Consider the following 14821-nt stretch of genomic DNA (forward strand, 5'->3'; position numbering starts at 1 on the left):
CTGAGTTTGATTGGAAGTGCCTGTTAAGGCTAACCTCCAGAGGGGAACACTCGAGGGCGCTAATGGGAGGAGAACGCGCCCAGGAGATGGTCTATATATGTGCTCATCATGCCCAAGAAACAAGCATCTATTTTGCAACACACGCATGCAAAAAGGCGCAGGCTGTGGTCTAACCCATTTTAGGGCACGGTAGGACCAGAAAAAGACTTCAGATGGCCTGCGCGACCGGCCCATAGCTGTCACAGAACCGTAACCGGACCCGATTTTTGCGCCAAAGCGCAAAAACGCCAAATGACATAGAATCAGGCAGAGCGCGTTTATTTTTGCGGCAGCGGCCAGAATCGGAAGGCAAGGCGCCGGCAAGGAAGACCTGAAATGCGGACACCCCAGGCGATCGCCGGCAGCGCGGTCTTCTTCATCGCAGCGCCTTGCGTCGTCGCCGGTGTGGTGCCCTGGCTGCTGACGGACCACTACCATCTGCCGCTATCGACTGTGCCCGGTTTCGTTCCCCTCGGCTGGCTTCTGATCGTCGCGGCCATCGCCCTGCTCGTTCATTCCTTTGCCCGCTTTGCGCTTGAAGGCCTCGGCACACCGGCGCCTGTCGCGCCCACCGAGCGACTGGTGATCGGCGGCATCTACCGCCATGTCCGCAACCCGATGTATGTCGCGGTGCTGTCGATCATCCTCGGCCAGGCGCTGCTGTTTTCGAGCTGGACCGTCGTCGCCTATGCCGTCATCGGCGCGATCGTCATGGGCTCCTTCGTGAAGCTCTACGAAGAGCCGACGCTGGCCCGCCGCTATGGCGCCGAATACGAGACCTACCGCCGCAACGTCCCCGGCTGGTTGCCGCGGCTGACGCCGTGGCGGGAATAGCTACAGAGCATCGTGAGGATCAAAACGACCAGCTACGCGCTTTCGCGATGATGAAATCGCGGAACACGTGCAGCTTGGCCTGGTTCTTCATCGCGTCGGGATAGGCGAAATAGGTGTCGAAGGACGGCACCTCGGTCTCTGGCAAAAGCTGCACCAGATCGGACTCCTTGGAGATCACATAGTCGGGCAGCATGGCGATGCCGGCGCCGCCCTGCACGGCGCGCTTGATCGACAATATGTCGTTGATCTGCAGCGTCGGCACCCTTTGCCCGCCTTCGAAATCGCCGATGGTCTCCAGCCAGTTAAGCTCCGACAGATGTGACGGAACCGGCACGCCGAAGGTGACGATGCGATGGTTCTTCAGATCGGCGACCGAGGCCGGCTTGCCGTGTTTGCCGACATAGGCCGGCGAGGCATAGAGGTGGAAATGCACCGTAAACAGGCGGCGTTGGATCAGGTCGGGCTGCTGCGGCTGGCGCAGCCGGATCGCGCAATCGGCCTGGCGCATGGTGAGGTCGAGTTCCTCATTGGCGAGGATCAGCTGCAGGCTGATTTCCGGATAGAGTTCGATGAATTCCTGCACACGCTCGGTCAGCCAGCCGGCGCCAAGCCCGACAGTGGTCGTCACCCTGAGCACGCCGGACGGCCGGTCCTTGGCTTCGGTCAGCCGCGACTTGATGGTCTCCAGCTTCATCAGCACGTCATGCGCCGTGCGGAACAGCATCTCGCCCTGCTCAGTCAGCACCAGGCCGCGCGCATGGCGGTTGAACAGCGGCACCCCGACATCATGTTCGAGCGCGCTGACCTGGCGTGAAATCGCCGATTGCGACAGATGCAATGTCTCGGCGGCATGGGTGAACGACCCAGCCTCCGCCGCAGCGTGAAACACGCGAAGCTTGTCCCAGTCCAACGCCATTGAGTTCCCCTCGTTCTGTTTTTGGCGTCTGAATGAAAAATCAGGCTTTTGAACGGCTTGCTCTGCCGTCTTGATAGATTTTATTCCGCCGCTTCGCGGAGCACCTCGATGCCGGCCAGGTACTTTTCCGCCTCGAGCGCGGCCATGCAGCCGAGCCCGGCGGCGGTCACCGCCTGACGGTAGATGTCGTCGGTCACGTCGCCGGCGGCAAACACGCCGGGCACGTCGGTGCGGGTCGAATCGGGCGCCGTCCACAGATAGCCATTCGGCTTCTGCTTCAGCTTGCCGACAAACAGCTCCACCGCCGGCGCATGGCCGATCGCCACGAACACACCGTCGACCTTGAGATGGCTGATCTCGCCCGTCACCGCGTTCTTGAGCTTCAGCCCTTCGACCGAAGGTGGCAGCGGCGTCTTGCCGGGCCGGCCGGTGATCTCGTCGACGATCGTGTCCCAGATGACGCGGACATTGTCCTTCTTCAACAGCCGCTCACGCAGGATGCGCTCGGCGCGGAAATCGTTGCGGCGGTGAATGACGGTCACGCTCTTCGCCAGATTGGAGAGGTAGAGCGCCTCCTCCACCGCCGAATTGCCGCCGCCGATCACCGCGACATCCTTGCCGCGGTAGAAAAAGCCGTCGCAGGTGGCGCAGGCCGACACGCCGAAGCCCATGAAGGCCTGCTCGGTCGGAATGCCCAGCCACTTCGCCTGCGCGCCGGTGGCGATGATCAGCGCGTCCGCCGTGTAGGTGGTGCCGGAATCGCCCTTGGCGCGAAACGGCCGCACGTTGAGATCGACCTCGGTGATGATGTCGTTGATGATGTCGGTGCCGACATGCTCGGCCTGCTTCAGCATCTGCTCCATCAGCCACGGACCCTGGATCGGATCGGCGAAGCCCGGATAGTTTTCGACATCGGTGGTGATCATCAACTGGCCGCCCTGCTGCAGGCCGGCGACGAGCATCGGCTTCAGCATGGCGCGCGCGGCATAGACCGCGGCGGTATAGCCGGCCGGGCCGGAACCGATGATAAGGACAGGCGCATGTTTGGTGGTCATCTAAAGCCTCTGCGGGGCAGACAATCGAGTGTGCCTTGGAAAAAGACGTGAAATGTCGCTGGTAATGTAAGGGTTGCCAACCATGCCAGCAAGACGAACGGGCCGTCGTCCCCGGAAAGCTTCGGCCCATAGGCATATTCGCGCAATCGCCGCTTTCGTTACCGCCCTAAAATCGCCTGACCAAGGGCTGGCATCGACACAAAAGTCGTTTAATGACGAGATCGCGAAAGATTCTTGCGCTTAAGCTGAGACAGCCATGCCCCTGAAAGCCGATCTCGACGCCATCGACTGGAAGATTTTGCGCGAGCTTCAGGGCGACGGGCGCATGACCAATGTCGAACTGTCGAGCCGCGTCGGCATTTCCGCCCCGCCCTGCCTGCGCCGTGTCCGGCGGCTGGAGGAAACCGGCATCATCAAGGGCTATCGCGCCTTGCTCAACGCGCCGGCGCTCGGCATGGACGTCGTCGCCTTCTGCCTGATCGGCCTGCACCACCAGGCCGACGCGGAACTCAAAACCTTCGCCGAGCGCACCCGCGGCTGGCCGATCGTGCGCGATGCCTGGATGGTGTCGGGCGAATCCGATTTCCTGCTGCATTGCGTGGCGAGCGACCTCGGCACCTTCCAGACCTTCGTCATCGAACAGCTGGCCTCGGCGCCAAATGTCGACACGGTGCGCACCGCGCTCACCATCCGCCGCGTCAAGGACGAGGGACTGGTGGCGTTCTAAGCCACGCCCAACCCTGCGATTACGTCGCACAGTCTGCGGTAGTCATTGCCCGTCATCAGTTTGCGCGTCGTGAAACTGCCGTCCGGGGCCTTTTTGTTGATCCTGCCGCCGACGAGCCACCCTTCTACCAGCCCACCTCTTCGACCGGCTTCCATGTCGTCAGCCTTGTCGCCAACGATGATCGATCGACCGACGTCCACGCGCAGCAGATCACGAGCGCGCAAAAGCATGCCTGGATTGGGCTTGCGCATCGGATGATCGCCTATCGCCAGTTCACCCGTGCCGCTCGAATGGTAGCCACAGGCAAGCACCATATCGATACGGCATTGCTCGACTTCGAGAAGTGCCAGCAGCCGGGCATTCACGGCGGCGAATTCAGGCCAGCCGAAGTAGCCGCGCGCAATGCCCGACTGGTTGGACACTATGATCGCAGGAAGGCCGACGATATTGGCGGTTCGGATTACTGGCAGCATTTCCGGCCGCAGAACGATGTCAGCGGGATCGTCGGGATAACCGGTATCGACATTGATGGTGCCGTCGCGGTCGAGAAACAGCGCCGGCGCGTTGGCTGGAAACACCCGTGAACCGACCCGCTCGACCCACAGACCGGGCTCAGCCAGCGGGTATGGGCCGGAGGCGCCGGTGTCAGACATCGCTGAGACGCGCTTCGACCACTTCGCAAAGATAATGGTAGAGGCAGAGATGCCCCTGCTGGATGATCGGCGTCGAGGTTGAGGGCACGTTGAGCAGGATGTCGGTGAGCGGCGCAAGCTTGCCGCCGGTATCGCCGGTCAGGCTGATCACCGTCATGTCCATCATCCGTGCCTGCTCGGCAGCGGCAAGAATGCTCGGCGAATTACCGCTGGTCGAAATGGCGAGCAGCACGCCACCTGCCGCGCCATGCGCCTCGACCTGACGCGAAAACACCGTGTCGAAGCCGTAGTCATTGCCCCATGCAGTCAGCACGGCGGCATTGGCTGGCAGCGCGATGACATTGTAGGCCTTGCGCTCCCTAAGGAAGCGGCCGACCAGTTCGCCGGCAATGTGGATGGCGTCGCTGGCCGAACCGCCATTGCCAGCGATCAGCAAAGCCTTACCGGACGAAAGCGCGGTGACGATAGCCACTGCCGCCCGCTCCATCTCGACGGTCAGGTCGCGCTCGACCATCGCGTTGATCGCAGCCGCCGAGCGGACAAGGTAATCGTTCAGTCCGGACATGAAATCCCTCAGTTGCTGGCGCCACCGGCGCGCAATTTGCCGATCGTGCCGGTGGTGCTCTTGCCGGCGACGAGGTCGACCAGCACGACACGTCCGCCCGCTTTCTGCACCACATCGGCGCCGACCACGGTTTCGACGGTGTAGTCGGCGCCCTTGACCAGAATGTCCGGCAGCAGCGCCTCGATCAGCGCCAGCGGCGTGTCCTCCTCGAACACGACGACGGCGTCGACGGAAGCAAGTGCAGCGAGCACACAGGCGCGGTCATGCTGGTCGTTGACCGGGCGCCCCGGCCCTTTCAGCCGGCGCACCGAGGCGTCGCTGTTGAGCCCGAGCACCAACCGATCGCACTGGCTGCGCGCCGCGTGTAGCAGACTGACATGGCCGGCATGGAGGATGTCGAAACAGCCATTGGTGAAGCCGACGGTCAAACCCTCATCCTTCCACGTCGCCACCATGCGCGCGGCCGATGCGGCATCGAGGATGGCGTCCTTGTGCGCGGTCGGGCCATGCGAGCGAAACAGCGCGCCGGTCAGCTCCTCGACCGTCAACCGCGCCGTGCCGCGCTTGCCCACCACCACGCCACCGGCAGCATTGGCGATGGAGGCGGCCATGACGCGATCGGCGCCCGCGGCCAGGGCCAGCGCGAAGCTGGCGATCACCGTGTCGCCGGCGCCCGAAACGTCGAACACTTCGCGCGCCTGGGTGGCGATGTGGCGCGCCTCATCTGCGCTGACGACGCTCATGCCCTTTTCGCTGCGCGTGGCGACGACGAAGTCGAGGCCGTGCGCCGCAATCAATTCGCGTGCGGCCGCGACGATCTCGTCATCGGCGAAAACCGGATGACCGACCGCTTCGCCCAACTCCTTGCGGTTTGGGGTTATGGCGGTCGCGCCGGCATAGCGTGCATAGTCGCGCCCCTTGGGGTCGACCAGCACCGGTTTTCCCGCCTCGCGGCAGATGGCGATCAGTTCGGCCGCCACGCCGTCGAGCAGGATGCCCTTGCCGTAATCGGACAGGATGACGATGTCGGCGCGAGAGAGCGCTTCCCGGAAATGCCGGACCAGGCCGGCACGCTCGGCCACGTCGAGCGGCTTGATCTCTTCCTCGTCGAAGCGCAACACCTGCTGGTTGAGCGCGCTGAAGCGGCTCTTCGATGACGTCATGCGGCCGCGCTCCTGCGCGAGGCCCGCCGTATTGGCGCCGAGTTCGCGCAGCATGCGCATGAGATTGTCGCCGGCCACATCGGTGCCGATCACCGAGACCGGTATAGCGGCTGCACCCAGCGAAACGATGTTGGCGACGACATTGCCGGCGCCGCCCATCGTCGAGGTCTCGCCGCGCCCGTGCAGCACCGGAATCGGCGCTTCCGGCGATATCCGCTCGATGACGCCATTGACGAAACGGTCGAGGATGAAGTCACCCACCACCAGCACGGCGACGTCGCCAAAGCGGGCAATGGCGCGGTGCAAAGGCTCGGGCGAAGGCGGATTGTGCTTGATCATGTCACTGGCAATGCGAGGGAAAGGCCGATCTCAATCACGCTGAAAATTGTCAATTTACGGGCCGGATCGTTCATGGCGAAGCCGATATACCGCAAATCCACGCAGCGCAACGTCAGGCAGCCGTCAGCTCTTCTGCATCGCAACGTGGACGCCCAGTCCAACCAGCACCGCCCCGCCCGCCCGCTGCATCATGCACTGGGCGCGGCTGGAGCGCTTGAGCCGGCCGATGACCGCACCGGCCAAAAACACGCAGACGATATCGGCGGAAGAAAACATCAGATTGACGATGGTGCCCAAAACGACGAACTGCAGCCAGACTGGCAAAGCCGCCGAGGCATCGATGAACTGCGGCAGGAACGCCATGAAGAAGATCGCCGTCTTCGGATTGAGCACCTCGACGGTGATGCTCTCGAAAAAGGCCCGTCGCGCCGATTTCCGCTCGATGGCCGGCAATGCCGCATCGCCCTCCCCGCGCTTGCGAAACAGCGAGACACCAAGCCAGATCAGGTAGAGCGCGCCGATCAGCTTGACCGCCATGTAGAGCGGCGGCACGGCGTGGAACAGCACCGACAGGCCGGCGGCCGCGGCAAAGACATGGAAATAGCCGCCAAGATGGATGCCGAGTGCCGCCGTCAGCCCCGACCAGCGCCCGCGCGCCATGGTCTGCGCGGCCGCGTAAAGCATGGCTGGACCCGGGATGTAGGCGAAGATCGCCGTGGTGACGAAAAACGCAATGAGCAGTTCGGTCGACGGCATTTTTGTCCCTCAAGGATTGGGTCTCTGACGGGCTGCGCCTCACTGCCCTCATTTCCATATTGGCGATACCACAGATATGGATATCTTCGAACTCGTCCAACTGTCTTGCCAGGCGTTTGCGCTGCCCCTCACCTGCCTGCCGGCATCCTCTCCCCGTATAGTGACGGGGAGAGGGGCGCTCCCATCGATGGTTTCGCCAACCACCGGCGTTGCAAGAAAGGCGGCAAGTTGCGACAAGCCCCTTCTCCCCGTCACTATACGGGGAGAAGGTGCCGGCAGGCGGATGAGGGGCGGCGCTGACTTAGCGCGATTATCGGCAACCAAACCACATCGACTGCGCTGTCGGCAGCAATCGGCCTAATCGCGATCTACGCCGGCCGCGTACTCCTCAAGCCTCTCGACATGTTCGGGTGGAGCGTCCTTGGCCGCGTAGGCGCGGCGGCTGTCGTTGACGAAGCGTGCCTCGTAAGCCTCGATGCTCATCAGGACATATCTCGGCTTGTTGTGGCGGGTGATGGACACGGGCTGCTGGCTGGCAGCTGCAAGCACGTCGCCGAGATTCTGTTTCAGATCGGTCGATGGATAGTGTTTCATCGCAAACTCCGTTTTGCACATAATAGACAAAACAGACAAAATAGACAAGCTTGACACAACAAGAGTAGGCAACCGCCTGCTTCATCGACAGCCCGGCTGGGCTCCCTTATAAGGACCGGAATCGCAAGCAGCCAGAGGCCTTCATGATCATCGTCACGGGCGGCGCCGGCATGATCGGCTCCAACATAGTCGCCGCACTCAATGCCGAAGGCCATGACGACATAATCGTCGTCGACGACCTCACCGACGGCCACAAGATCGTCAATCTGGCCGATCTCAAGATCGCCGACTATCTCGACAAGGACGAGTTCCTGCCGCGCCTGGAAGCCGGCGACCTCGGCCGCATCGAGGCTGTGTTCCATCAGGGCGCCTGCTCGACCACCACCGAGTGGAACGGCAAGTACATGATGGATGTGAACTACGCCTATTCGAAGCGGCTGCTGCATGCCTGCCTGTCGCTGCGGGTCCCCTTCCTCTACGCCTCCTCGGCCTCCGTCTATGGCGGCGGTTCGGAGTTTCGCGAGGACCCGGCGCTCGAGCGGCCGCTCAACGTCTATGCCTATTCGAAGAAACTGTTCGACGACTATGTCAGGCGGACCGTCTTCGATACCGACCATTCGCAGGTCACCGGCTTGCGCTATTTCAACGTTTATGGGCCGCGTGAGGCGCATAAGGGCGCCATGGCCTCGGTCGCCTTCCATCTGTTCAACCAGGTCGGGCGCGGCGAGAATCCAAAGCTGTTCGGCGCCTATGACGGTTTTGGCCCTGGCGAACAGAGCCGCGACTTCATTCATGTCGGCGATGTCGCCGACGTCAATCTGTGGCTGTGGAAGCGGGGCTCAAGCGGCATCTTCAACTGCGGCACCGGCCGCGCCCAGCCGTTCCGCGCCATCGCTGAAACCGTCATCGACACGCTGGGCAAAGGCGAGATCGAGTTCATAGAATTCCCCGACCATCTCAAGGGCAGCTACCAGAGTTTTACCCAGGCTGATATGTCCCGCTTGCGCGCAGCCGGCTATAACGGGCAATTCCGCAGCGTGGAAACCGGCGTCAGAGACTATGTCGAATGGCTGAAAGCCCAACGATCCTCGTGATCGGCCCACGCTGGGTGGGCGACATGGTCATGGCGCAGTGCCTGTTTTCGGCGCTGAAGGAACGCCATCCCAACGCCGCCATCGACGTGCTGGCTCCGGCCTGGGCAGCCCCCTTGGTCAAGCGCATGCCCGAACTGCGCCAGCAGATCGATTTTCCGCTGAAACCCGGCGCGCTCGAATTCACCATTCGCCGCCGCTTCGGCCGCCTGCTGCGCGGCCGCTACGACATGGCGTATGTCCTGCCGGGGAGCTGGAAATCGGCACTGATCCCGTTCTTTGCCCGCATTCCACGCCGCTTCGGCAATTTGCGCGAAATGCGCTATGGCCTGCTGACCGACATCGTTCCGCTGCCCGCCAGCGTCAAGCGGCGAACCGCGCAGGCTTATTTCGGTCTTGCCCAAGGCGGACATTTCCGGCCGCCGCGGCTCACCGTCGATGCCGGCAATCAGAAAGAGCTTCTTATCCGCTTCGATCTGCAGCCGAGAAAATTCGTGGCCGTGATGCCCGGCGCCGAATTCGGTCCGGCCAAACGCTGGCCGAGCGAAAGCTATGCCGGCCTCGCCCGCGAGATGATGGCGAAGGGATTCAAAGTGGCGCTGTTTGGCTCCAAGAACGATCGCGACGTCACCGCCGACATTTCGGCGCTCGCACCCGGTGTCGTCGATCTCGCAGGCAAAACGCGGCTGGAAGACGCCATCGACCTGATCGCGGCGGCCAGGCTGGCGGTGTCCAACGACAGCGGGCTGATGCATGTCGCGGCCGCCGTCGGCACGCCGGTCGTTGCCGTCTACGGCTCGACCTCGCCTGAGAACACGCCGCCGCTCGCCGAGCAGCGCGAGCTCATCTGGCTGCATTTGTCCTGCTCGCCCTGTCACCAAAAAGTCTGCCCGCTCGGCCATCTCAACTGCCTGAAGACGCTCGATGTCGCCAAGGTTGCGGCGGCGGTGGACCGTTTGCTGGAACTCCCGGCCGTCGCATGAAGGTGCTGATCGTCAAGACATCGTCAATGGGCGACGTCATCCACACCTTCCCCGCTGTCGAGGATGCGCGCCGCAACCGCCCTGACATTTCCTTTGATTGGTGTGTCGAGGAGGCCTTTGCCGGCATCGTCGCCCTGCATCCGGCGATCGCAACCATCCACAAAGTGGCGATCCGGCGCTGGCGCAAGCAGCTTTTCGACAGCGGTACATGGCGCGAGATGGCCGGCCTGCGCCGGGAACTGCACGCGGGCCAGTACGATCTGGTCATCGATGCGCAAGGGTTGTTGAAGTCGGCCTTTGTCGCCATCCAGGCCGGCGCGCCGGTTGCCGGTTTCGATCGCGCCAGCGCGCGGGAGCCCTCGGCAACGTTGTTTTACAAGCGCAAATACGCCGTGCCGCGCGACCTGCACGCCATTGAACGCACGCGGCGGCTGTTCGGGCTGGCGCTTGGCTACAAGCCCGATCTTTCGACGCTGGCATCAGGGATTGTGCCTCCTCCGGGCGGCCCGGCCGGCATCGATGGTAAAACGGCCTTCCTGCTGCACGGCACCAGCCGCGAGGACAAGAAATGGCCGCCCGAAGACTGGATCGGAGCTGCTCGCCTCCTGGTTGGGCGGGGGATCACGCCGGTCACCACCTGGTCGAACGAGCGCGAGAAGGCCGTGGCCAAGGCGATCGCGCAAGCGGTGCCGGCAACAATCGTGGTGCCGAAATCGCCGCTATCCGACATCGCCGCGATCCTCGGCCGTTCGACGCTGGTCATCGGCGCCGACACCGGCCTGACCCATCTCGCCAGCGCCTTCGGCCTGCCGACGGTCGCGGTATTCCTGGCGACGGAGCCGGGGTTAACCGGCCCGCGCGGGCAATATGCCTCAACGCTGCTGGCCGCATCAGGGGAGCGCTTAACACCGGCTGAGGTTGTGGCAGAAGCTGAAAAGCAACTGGCGCTCAAATCACGAGCGCCGGCTTAGAAGCTTTCGGAATTATCTGAGGTCCTAGATGAACTGCACCTGGACGATCTCGTAGCCCCTGGCACCGCCGGGCGCATTAACCTCGATGGCGTCGCCGACTTCCTTGCCGATGAGCGCACGCGCGATCGGCGACGAGATCGAGATGCGGCCCGATTTCACGTCCGCTTCCTGGTCGCCGACGATCTGGTAGGTCTTCTTTTCCTCGGTGTCCTCGTCGACCAGCACCACCGTGGCGCCGAACTTGACCTTGTCGCCGCTGAGCTTGGTGATGTCGATCACTTCGGCGCGCGCGATATAATCTTCTAGCTCGTTAACGCGGCCCTCATTGAGGCTCTGCGACTCCTTGGCAGCATGATATTCGGCATTTTCGGACAGGTCGCCATGCGAGCGCGCTTCGGAGATCGCCTCGATGATGCGCGGCCGCTCTTCCTGCTGGCGCCAACGCAGTTCTTCCTTCAATGACGCGAACCCCTCGCCTGTCATCGGGACCTTGTTCATGATGCCTAACCTTTCCTGCCGCCACCCCCGCGTTTCGGGGAAAGCCTTGTCGATGGGTACAAAAAGAAAACGGGTCCGGTAGCCTCGGGCTAACGGAACCGTTTCACCGCAATTTCCCCTAATATAGCGATCTTCGCGCGCTTTTCACGCTGAAAAAGCGGGCTTTTGAAAAATCATGAGCCGATTGTGCAGTTGCCGTCGCGGAATGCGCGTTGTGTTGCGGCTAAGACAATAAAAAGCCGGCTGCGATTGCTCGCAACCGGCCCAGAGAAGCCATTGGGTGGGGTCAGCTTCTCATAAAATGGTAGATCTGTTCGGCCAGCATGCCGTATTCGCGCGAGCCTTTGCCGGTGCGCTTCTCGATCTCGGCCAGCTGCTCCTGGGCGCCAGCCAGGTCGCCGATCTGCAGATGCGCCTCGCCGAGATATTCGCGCACCAGCGTGTAATCGGGATTGATGCGCAGCGCTTCCTCATAATAGCCGAGCCCGACCGTGACGCGGCCGGAATGGCGGTGCGAATAGCCGAGATAGTTGAGGATGCGCGGATCCTGCTTGTTGGCGGCCAGGCTGAGCACGGCGATCGCCTCATCATAGCGCCCGGCCATCGCCAGATCATGGCCCGCCTCATAGATATTGTCGTCGTCGAGCATGCCGTATTTCGGCGCGACGCACTTCTTGAGCTTCTTGTCCCAGACCTCGCCCTTCTTGCATTTCGTGCTCCCGCCGTCGCTGCCGCCTCCGCCGCCTTCGCCGGCGGTAAATGCTGGCGCCGCAAACAGCGGCAGAGCGACAACAGCTAGAACTTGAATCAGCAAACGTCTGCGCATCGAAGCCTCCTTGAGGGATAATGATGAAATGCTAACGCCGGACGCGCGCCATTTCATCCCGGAAAAGCCGCGCCGCGAAAACTATTTGCCAAAACCACTTCAAAAGACAGGCGCGCGAGCCAGAAACCCGCCGGCGGTGAGCCAAGCCGGCCGAACGGACGTGACGCGCGCTGCAAATCCGCTATCATCCGGGAAATGACCAGCGGAGTGCGAGAGAGTGCAACAGCGCCGTGAACGGGAATGGGAGCTATCGATCGGCCCGGACACCGTGCGGCTGTTCATTCTCAAGGCAAAGGGGCTGAGCGCTGCCGTCAACGAAGACTATACCGACGGCGCCGAGCATGAGGTCGAGTTCGACGGCGACACGCACGACAATCACCACCATGACGGGCTTGCGGAGGAGAGCTCTGAAAACCTCACCGAGGAAGAGCTGCGCGAACTGATCAACGACCTCAATGTCGACGAGGCGGCCGAATTGATCGCGCTGGCCTGGGTCGGCCGCGGCGACTATGACGCAGCGGAATGGTCCGATGCGGTTGCCGCCGCGCGCGAGCGCGCCAACAAGCGCACGGCAAAATATCTGCTCGGCATGCCGCTGCTGGCCGACTGGCTGGAAGAAGGGCTGGAGGCGATCGGCGCGTAACGCCGGGGTAACCGATCGTGATCGGGCGCATGCGCTTTTCACGGCAACCTCCGCAAGCCCACGCCGTTTAGGACCGATGGCGGCGCTTGTCTTTTCCAGAATGTGCGGGTTGGCGCTGGCCATGGTGGTGGCCGGATTGCTCACGACGCCTGCCGACGCGAAGCACAGACGGCCTCATAAGCCGTCCTGGGTTGAGCAACTGCTGACACAACGGGCCGACCAGCCGTCGAAGCCGCGCAGCAAGCACCGCCTGAAATCGCGCGGCAAGCGGCATATCGTGCCGAACCAGGCGGAACCGAAAACGCCGGATCCGCAGCCATCACCCAACGATGTTCCGGTGCCCAAGGCGCGTCCCGTGGAGGCGCAGGAGACCGGCGCCGCAAAAACCGAAGAGCAAAAGACCAGTGGTGCACCCAACCGGTCCGATGACGATCGGTTCAATGAAGAAAAATCCCGATATAAAAAACAGGCGCGGCCCGAACCGTCAGCCCCAGAGCCGTCAGGCTCGGAGCCGTCAACCAATGCCGAGAGTAGGTCTGAGCCGCCGGCAGTGGTGCCCGTTCCGACACAAAGGCCCGACGTCACAAAGCCGGAGGTAGAGCCGCCGGTCGTCGTCCCACAACCGCCTGAAAAACCCGAGGATGCCGACGACAAGAAGATGCTCCCCGACCCTCGCTCGGGCGATTTGCCCGATGCAAAAATGCCGGCGGAGGAAGTTGCCTGTCGCGAGCGGCTGACGGCGCTTGGCGTCGAATTCGAGGAGCACAAGGCGGAAAGCAATCCCGATATCGGCTGCTCGATCCCCTATCCCATCGTGCTGAAGACGCTCGGAAAATCCATCGCCATCGGCCCCGCCACCGAGCTCAACTGCCCGATGGCCGAAGTGGCCGCCCGCTTTGCCGCCAATGTCATCCAGCCGACGGCAAAGGCTGAATTCGGCGCCGACCTGAAATCGATCAACCCGGCATCGGCCTTCGTCTGCCGGCCACGCCATGGTACGCGCAAACTGTCGGAACACGCATTCGGCAACGCCCTCGATATCGCCAGCTTCACCTTGGCTGACGGCCGGAAGATCGAAGTCGGTCCAACGCCTCCCGAAAAGGACGGCAAATTCCTCAACGCGGTGCGCAAGGCTGCCTGCGGACCGTTCAAGACCGTGCTCGGACCGGGCGCGGACTCCGATCACGCCCTGCATTTCCATCTCGATCTCGAACCGCGTCGGCACGGCGGCACCTTCTGCCAATGATCGTCCGCCTGCCGCATTTCAGCCGCAGGCGTGAATGCGGCCGCTGAGTTTTCCTTTACCCTTGATCGTTAAAATGCCGGACATCTAGGGACAGGGATTCCGCCCATGGCCGGAATATTTCGCGCCGCCGCGATGGTCGCGCGCCAATCGAAACGCGCAGCGATGGTGACCGCCGGCCTTGCGCTGGCCGCCGTTTCTGCCTGCAACACCGGCAGTGTGCTGTCGCTGCAGCCGGCTGTCGATGTCGGTGCCCAGACTGCTGCCGTACCGCAGTATGAAGGTATGCAGAAGCTCGTCCCGTCCAATCCCTACATGACCGCCGCCTATCCGCGCATGGACGAGCCGATGTCGGAGCCCGAGCAGATGCCGGCCAGCGAAACCGACTGCCGTGGAGAATTGCGGCGCCTCGGCGTCGTCTACACCGATGTCCAGCCGATCCATGAGGGACAGTGCGGCATCGACTATCCGGTCAAGGTTTCGGCCATTGGCGGCATCCAGATGAAACCGGCGGCGACATTGACCTGTGACATGGCCGCCAGCTTCGCCGCCTGGACCCGGAACGAACTGGTTCCCTCCGCCCGCTGGCGCTATTTCTCCGGCGTCAAGACCATTCACCAGGGCTCGAGCTATTCCTGCCGCAACATCGCTGGCGAGGGCGTCCTGTCCGAGCACGGCAAGGGCAACGCACTCGACGTCATGAGCATCGAGCTCAACAATGGCGACGACATCGACGTGCGCAAGCCCGGCCTGTTCGCCTTCCGCACCCGTGGCTTCCTCAACAATGTGCGCGCCGACGGCTGCCAGTATTTCACCACCGTGCTCGGCCCCGGCTACAATTACGACCACCGCAACCATTTCCATTTTGACATCAAGAACCGCAAGAGCGGCTACCGCGCCTGCCGCTAGCCGGCTCTTTGCCAAA

General features: G+C 62.7%; 17 protein-coding genes. 8 read left to right on the forward strand and 9 right to left on the reverse strand.

Annotated features, from left to right (window positions below; genetic code table 11):
* Positions 1 to 375 precede the first annotated feature (375 nt).
* Positions 376 to 873, forward strand: coding sequence for a methyltransferase family protein (locus ACYHH6_RS29405; RefSeq protein WP_352589780.1), 498 nt, complete (start codon positions 376 to 378; stop codon positions 871 to 873).
* Positions 874 to 892: 19 nt separating this feature from the next.
* Here ACYHH6_RS29405 and ACYHH6_RS29410 read toward each other — a convergent pair whose 3' ends face one another.
* Entirely contained in the window at positions 893 to 1789 is an 897-nt protein-coding gene (locus tag ACYHH6_RS29410) for a LysR family transcriptional regulator (RefSeq protein WP_352589783.1), read from the reverse strand.
* A gap of 80 nt (positions 1790 to 1869) precedes the next feature.
* Positions 1870 to 2844 carry a thioredoxin-disulfide reductase gene (gene trxB, locus ACYHH6_RS29415; protein WP_352589786.1) on the reverse strand — a complete coding sequence of 325 codons (975 nt, stop codon included), beginning with the start codon at positions 2842 to 2844 and terminating at the stop codon, positions 1870 to 1872.
* A gap of 256 nt (positions 2845 to 3100) precedes the next feature.
* Between trxB and ACYHH6_RS29420 the strand changes: the two genes are divergently transcribed.
* Complete coding sequence (locus ACYHH6_RS29420; RefSeq protein WP_352589789.1) at positions 3101 to 3571, forward strand: Lrp/AsnC family transcriptional regulator; 471 nt, start codon at positions 3101 to 3103, stop codon at positions 3569 to 3571.
* On the opposite strand, the gene ACYHH6_RS29425 is transcribed toward ACYHH6_RS29420, so the two are convergent.
* From ACYHH6_RS29425 to ACYHH6_RS29445, 5 genes are all read right to left on the reverse strand, one after another.
* Positions 3568 to 4224: a D-glycero-alpha-D-manno-heptose-1,7-bisphosphate 7-phosphatase gene (locus ACYHH6_RS29425; protein WP_352589792.1), complete on the reverse strand. Its 657-nt coding sequence runs from the start codon at positions 4222 to 4224 to the stop codon at positions 3568 to 3570. The genes ACYHH6_RS29420 and ACYHH6_RS29425 overlap by 4 nt on opposite strands.
* Positions 4217 to 4789: a D-sedoheptulose-7-phosphate isomerase gene (locus tag ACYHH6_RS29430; protein WP_352589795.1), complete on the reverse strand. Its 573-nt coding sequence runs from the start codon at positions 4787 to 4789 to the stop codon at positions 4217 to 4219. The genes ACYHH6_RS29425 and ACYHH6_RS29430 overlap by 8 nt, the downstream gene beginning before the upstream one ends.
* Before the next feature lie 8 nt (positions 4790 to 4797).
* Positions 4798 to 6291, reverse strand: a complete 1494-nt coding sequence (rfaE1, locus tag ACYHH6_RS29435; RefSeq protein ID WP_352589798.1) for a D-glycero-beta-D-manno-heptose-7-phosphate kinase — start codon at positions 6289 to 6291, stop codon at positions 4798 to 4800.
* Positions 6292 to 6414: 123 nt separating this feature from the next.
* Positions 6415 to 7047 (reverse strand): LysE family translocator, encoded by a 633-nt coding sequence (locus ACYHH6_RS29440; protein ID WP_352589801.1) that lies wholly within the window; start codon positions 7045 to 7047, stop codon positions 6415 to 6417.
* 357 nt (positions 7048 to 7404) lie between these two features.
* Complete coding sequence (locus ACYHH6_RS29445) at positions 7405 to 7641, reverse strand: type II toxin-antitoxin system Phd/YefM family antitoxin (RefSeq protein ID WP_352589805.1); 237 nt, start codon at positions 7639 to 7641, stop codon at positions 7405 to 7407.
* A 143-nt stretch (positions 7642 to 7784) separates the two neighbouring features.
* On the opposite strand from ACYHH6_RS29445, the gene rfaD reads away from it, so the two are divergent.
* Genes rfaD through waaC form a run of 3 tightly spaced genes read left to right on the forward strand, consistent with a single transcriptional unit; the run spans position 7785 to position 10686 of the window.
* Positions 7785 to 8735: an ADP-glyceromanno-heptose 6-epimerase gene (gene rfaD / locus ACYHH6_RS29450; protein ID WP_352589808.1), complete on the forward strand. Its 951-nt coding sequence runs from the start codon at positions 7785 to 7787 to the stop codon at positions 8733 to 8735.
* A complete protein-coding gene (gene waaF, locus ACYHH6_RS29455; protein ID WP_352589811.1) occupies positions 8708 to 9715 on the forward strand; it encodes a lipopolysaccharide heptosyltransferase II in 1008 nt (335 codons plus the stop codon). Before rfaD ends, waaF begins: the two co-directional genes overlap by 28 nt.
* The gene (gene waaC / locus ACYHH6_RS29460; RefSeq protein WP_352589814.1) at positions 9712 to 10686 is read left to right on the forward strand and encodes a lipopolysaccharide heptosyltransferase I; all 975 of its coding nucleotides are present in this window, start codon (positions 9712 to 9714) and stop codon (positions 10684 to 10686) included. Before waaF ends, waaC begins: the two co-directional genes overlap by 4 nt.
* Positions 10687 to 10710: 24 nt before the next feature.
* Here the strand turns inward: waaC and greA are convergent, their stop codons facing one another.
* Positions 10711 to 11184: a transcription elongation factor GreA gene (gene greA / locus ACYHH6_RS29465; protein WP_112561000.1), complete on the reverse strand. Its 474-nt coding sequence runs from the start codon at positions 11182 to 11184 to the stop codon at positions 10711 to 10713.
* A 286-nt stretch (positions 11185 to 11470) separates the two neighbouring features.
* A complete protein-coding gene (locus tag ACYHH6_RS29470) occupies positions 11471 to 12010 on the reverse strand; it encodes a tetratricopeptide repeat protein (RefSeq protein ID WP_352589817.1) in 540 nt (179 codons plus the stop codon).
* 217 nt (positions 12011 to 12227) lie between these two features.
* Between ACYHH6_RS29470 and ACYHH6_RS29475 the strand changes: the two genes are divergently transcribed.
* The 3 genes from ACYHH6_RS29475 to ACYHH6_RS29485 all read left to right on the forward strand — a co-directional run bounded on the left by ACYHH6_RS29475 (position 12228) and on the right by ACYHH6_RS29485 (position 14805).
* Entirely contained in the window at positions 12228 to 12653 is a 426-nt protein-coding gene (locus ACYHH6_RS29475; protein WP_112561002.1) for a DUF3775 domain-containing protein, read from the forward strand.
* A 76-nt stretch (positions 12654 to 12729) separates the two neighbouring features.
* Positions 12730 to 13899, forward strand: coding sequence for an extensin-like domain-containing protein (locus tag ACYHH6_RS29480; protein ID WP_352589820.1), 1170 nt, complete (start codon positions 12730 to 12732; stop codon positions 13897 to 13899).
* Between the two features lie 105 nt (positions 13900 to 14004).
* The gene (locus ACYHH6_RS29485; RefSeq protein ID WP_192257850.1) at positions 14005 to 14805 is read left to right on the forward strand and encodes an extensin-like domain-containing protein; all 801 of its coding nucleotides are present in this window, start codon (positions 14005 to 14007) and stop codon (positions 14803 to 14805) included.
* Positions 14806 to 14821 lie beyond the last annotated feature (16 nt).

It is taken from the genome of Mesorhizobium sp. P171375 (assembly GCF_057786075.1).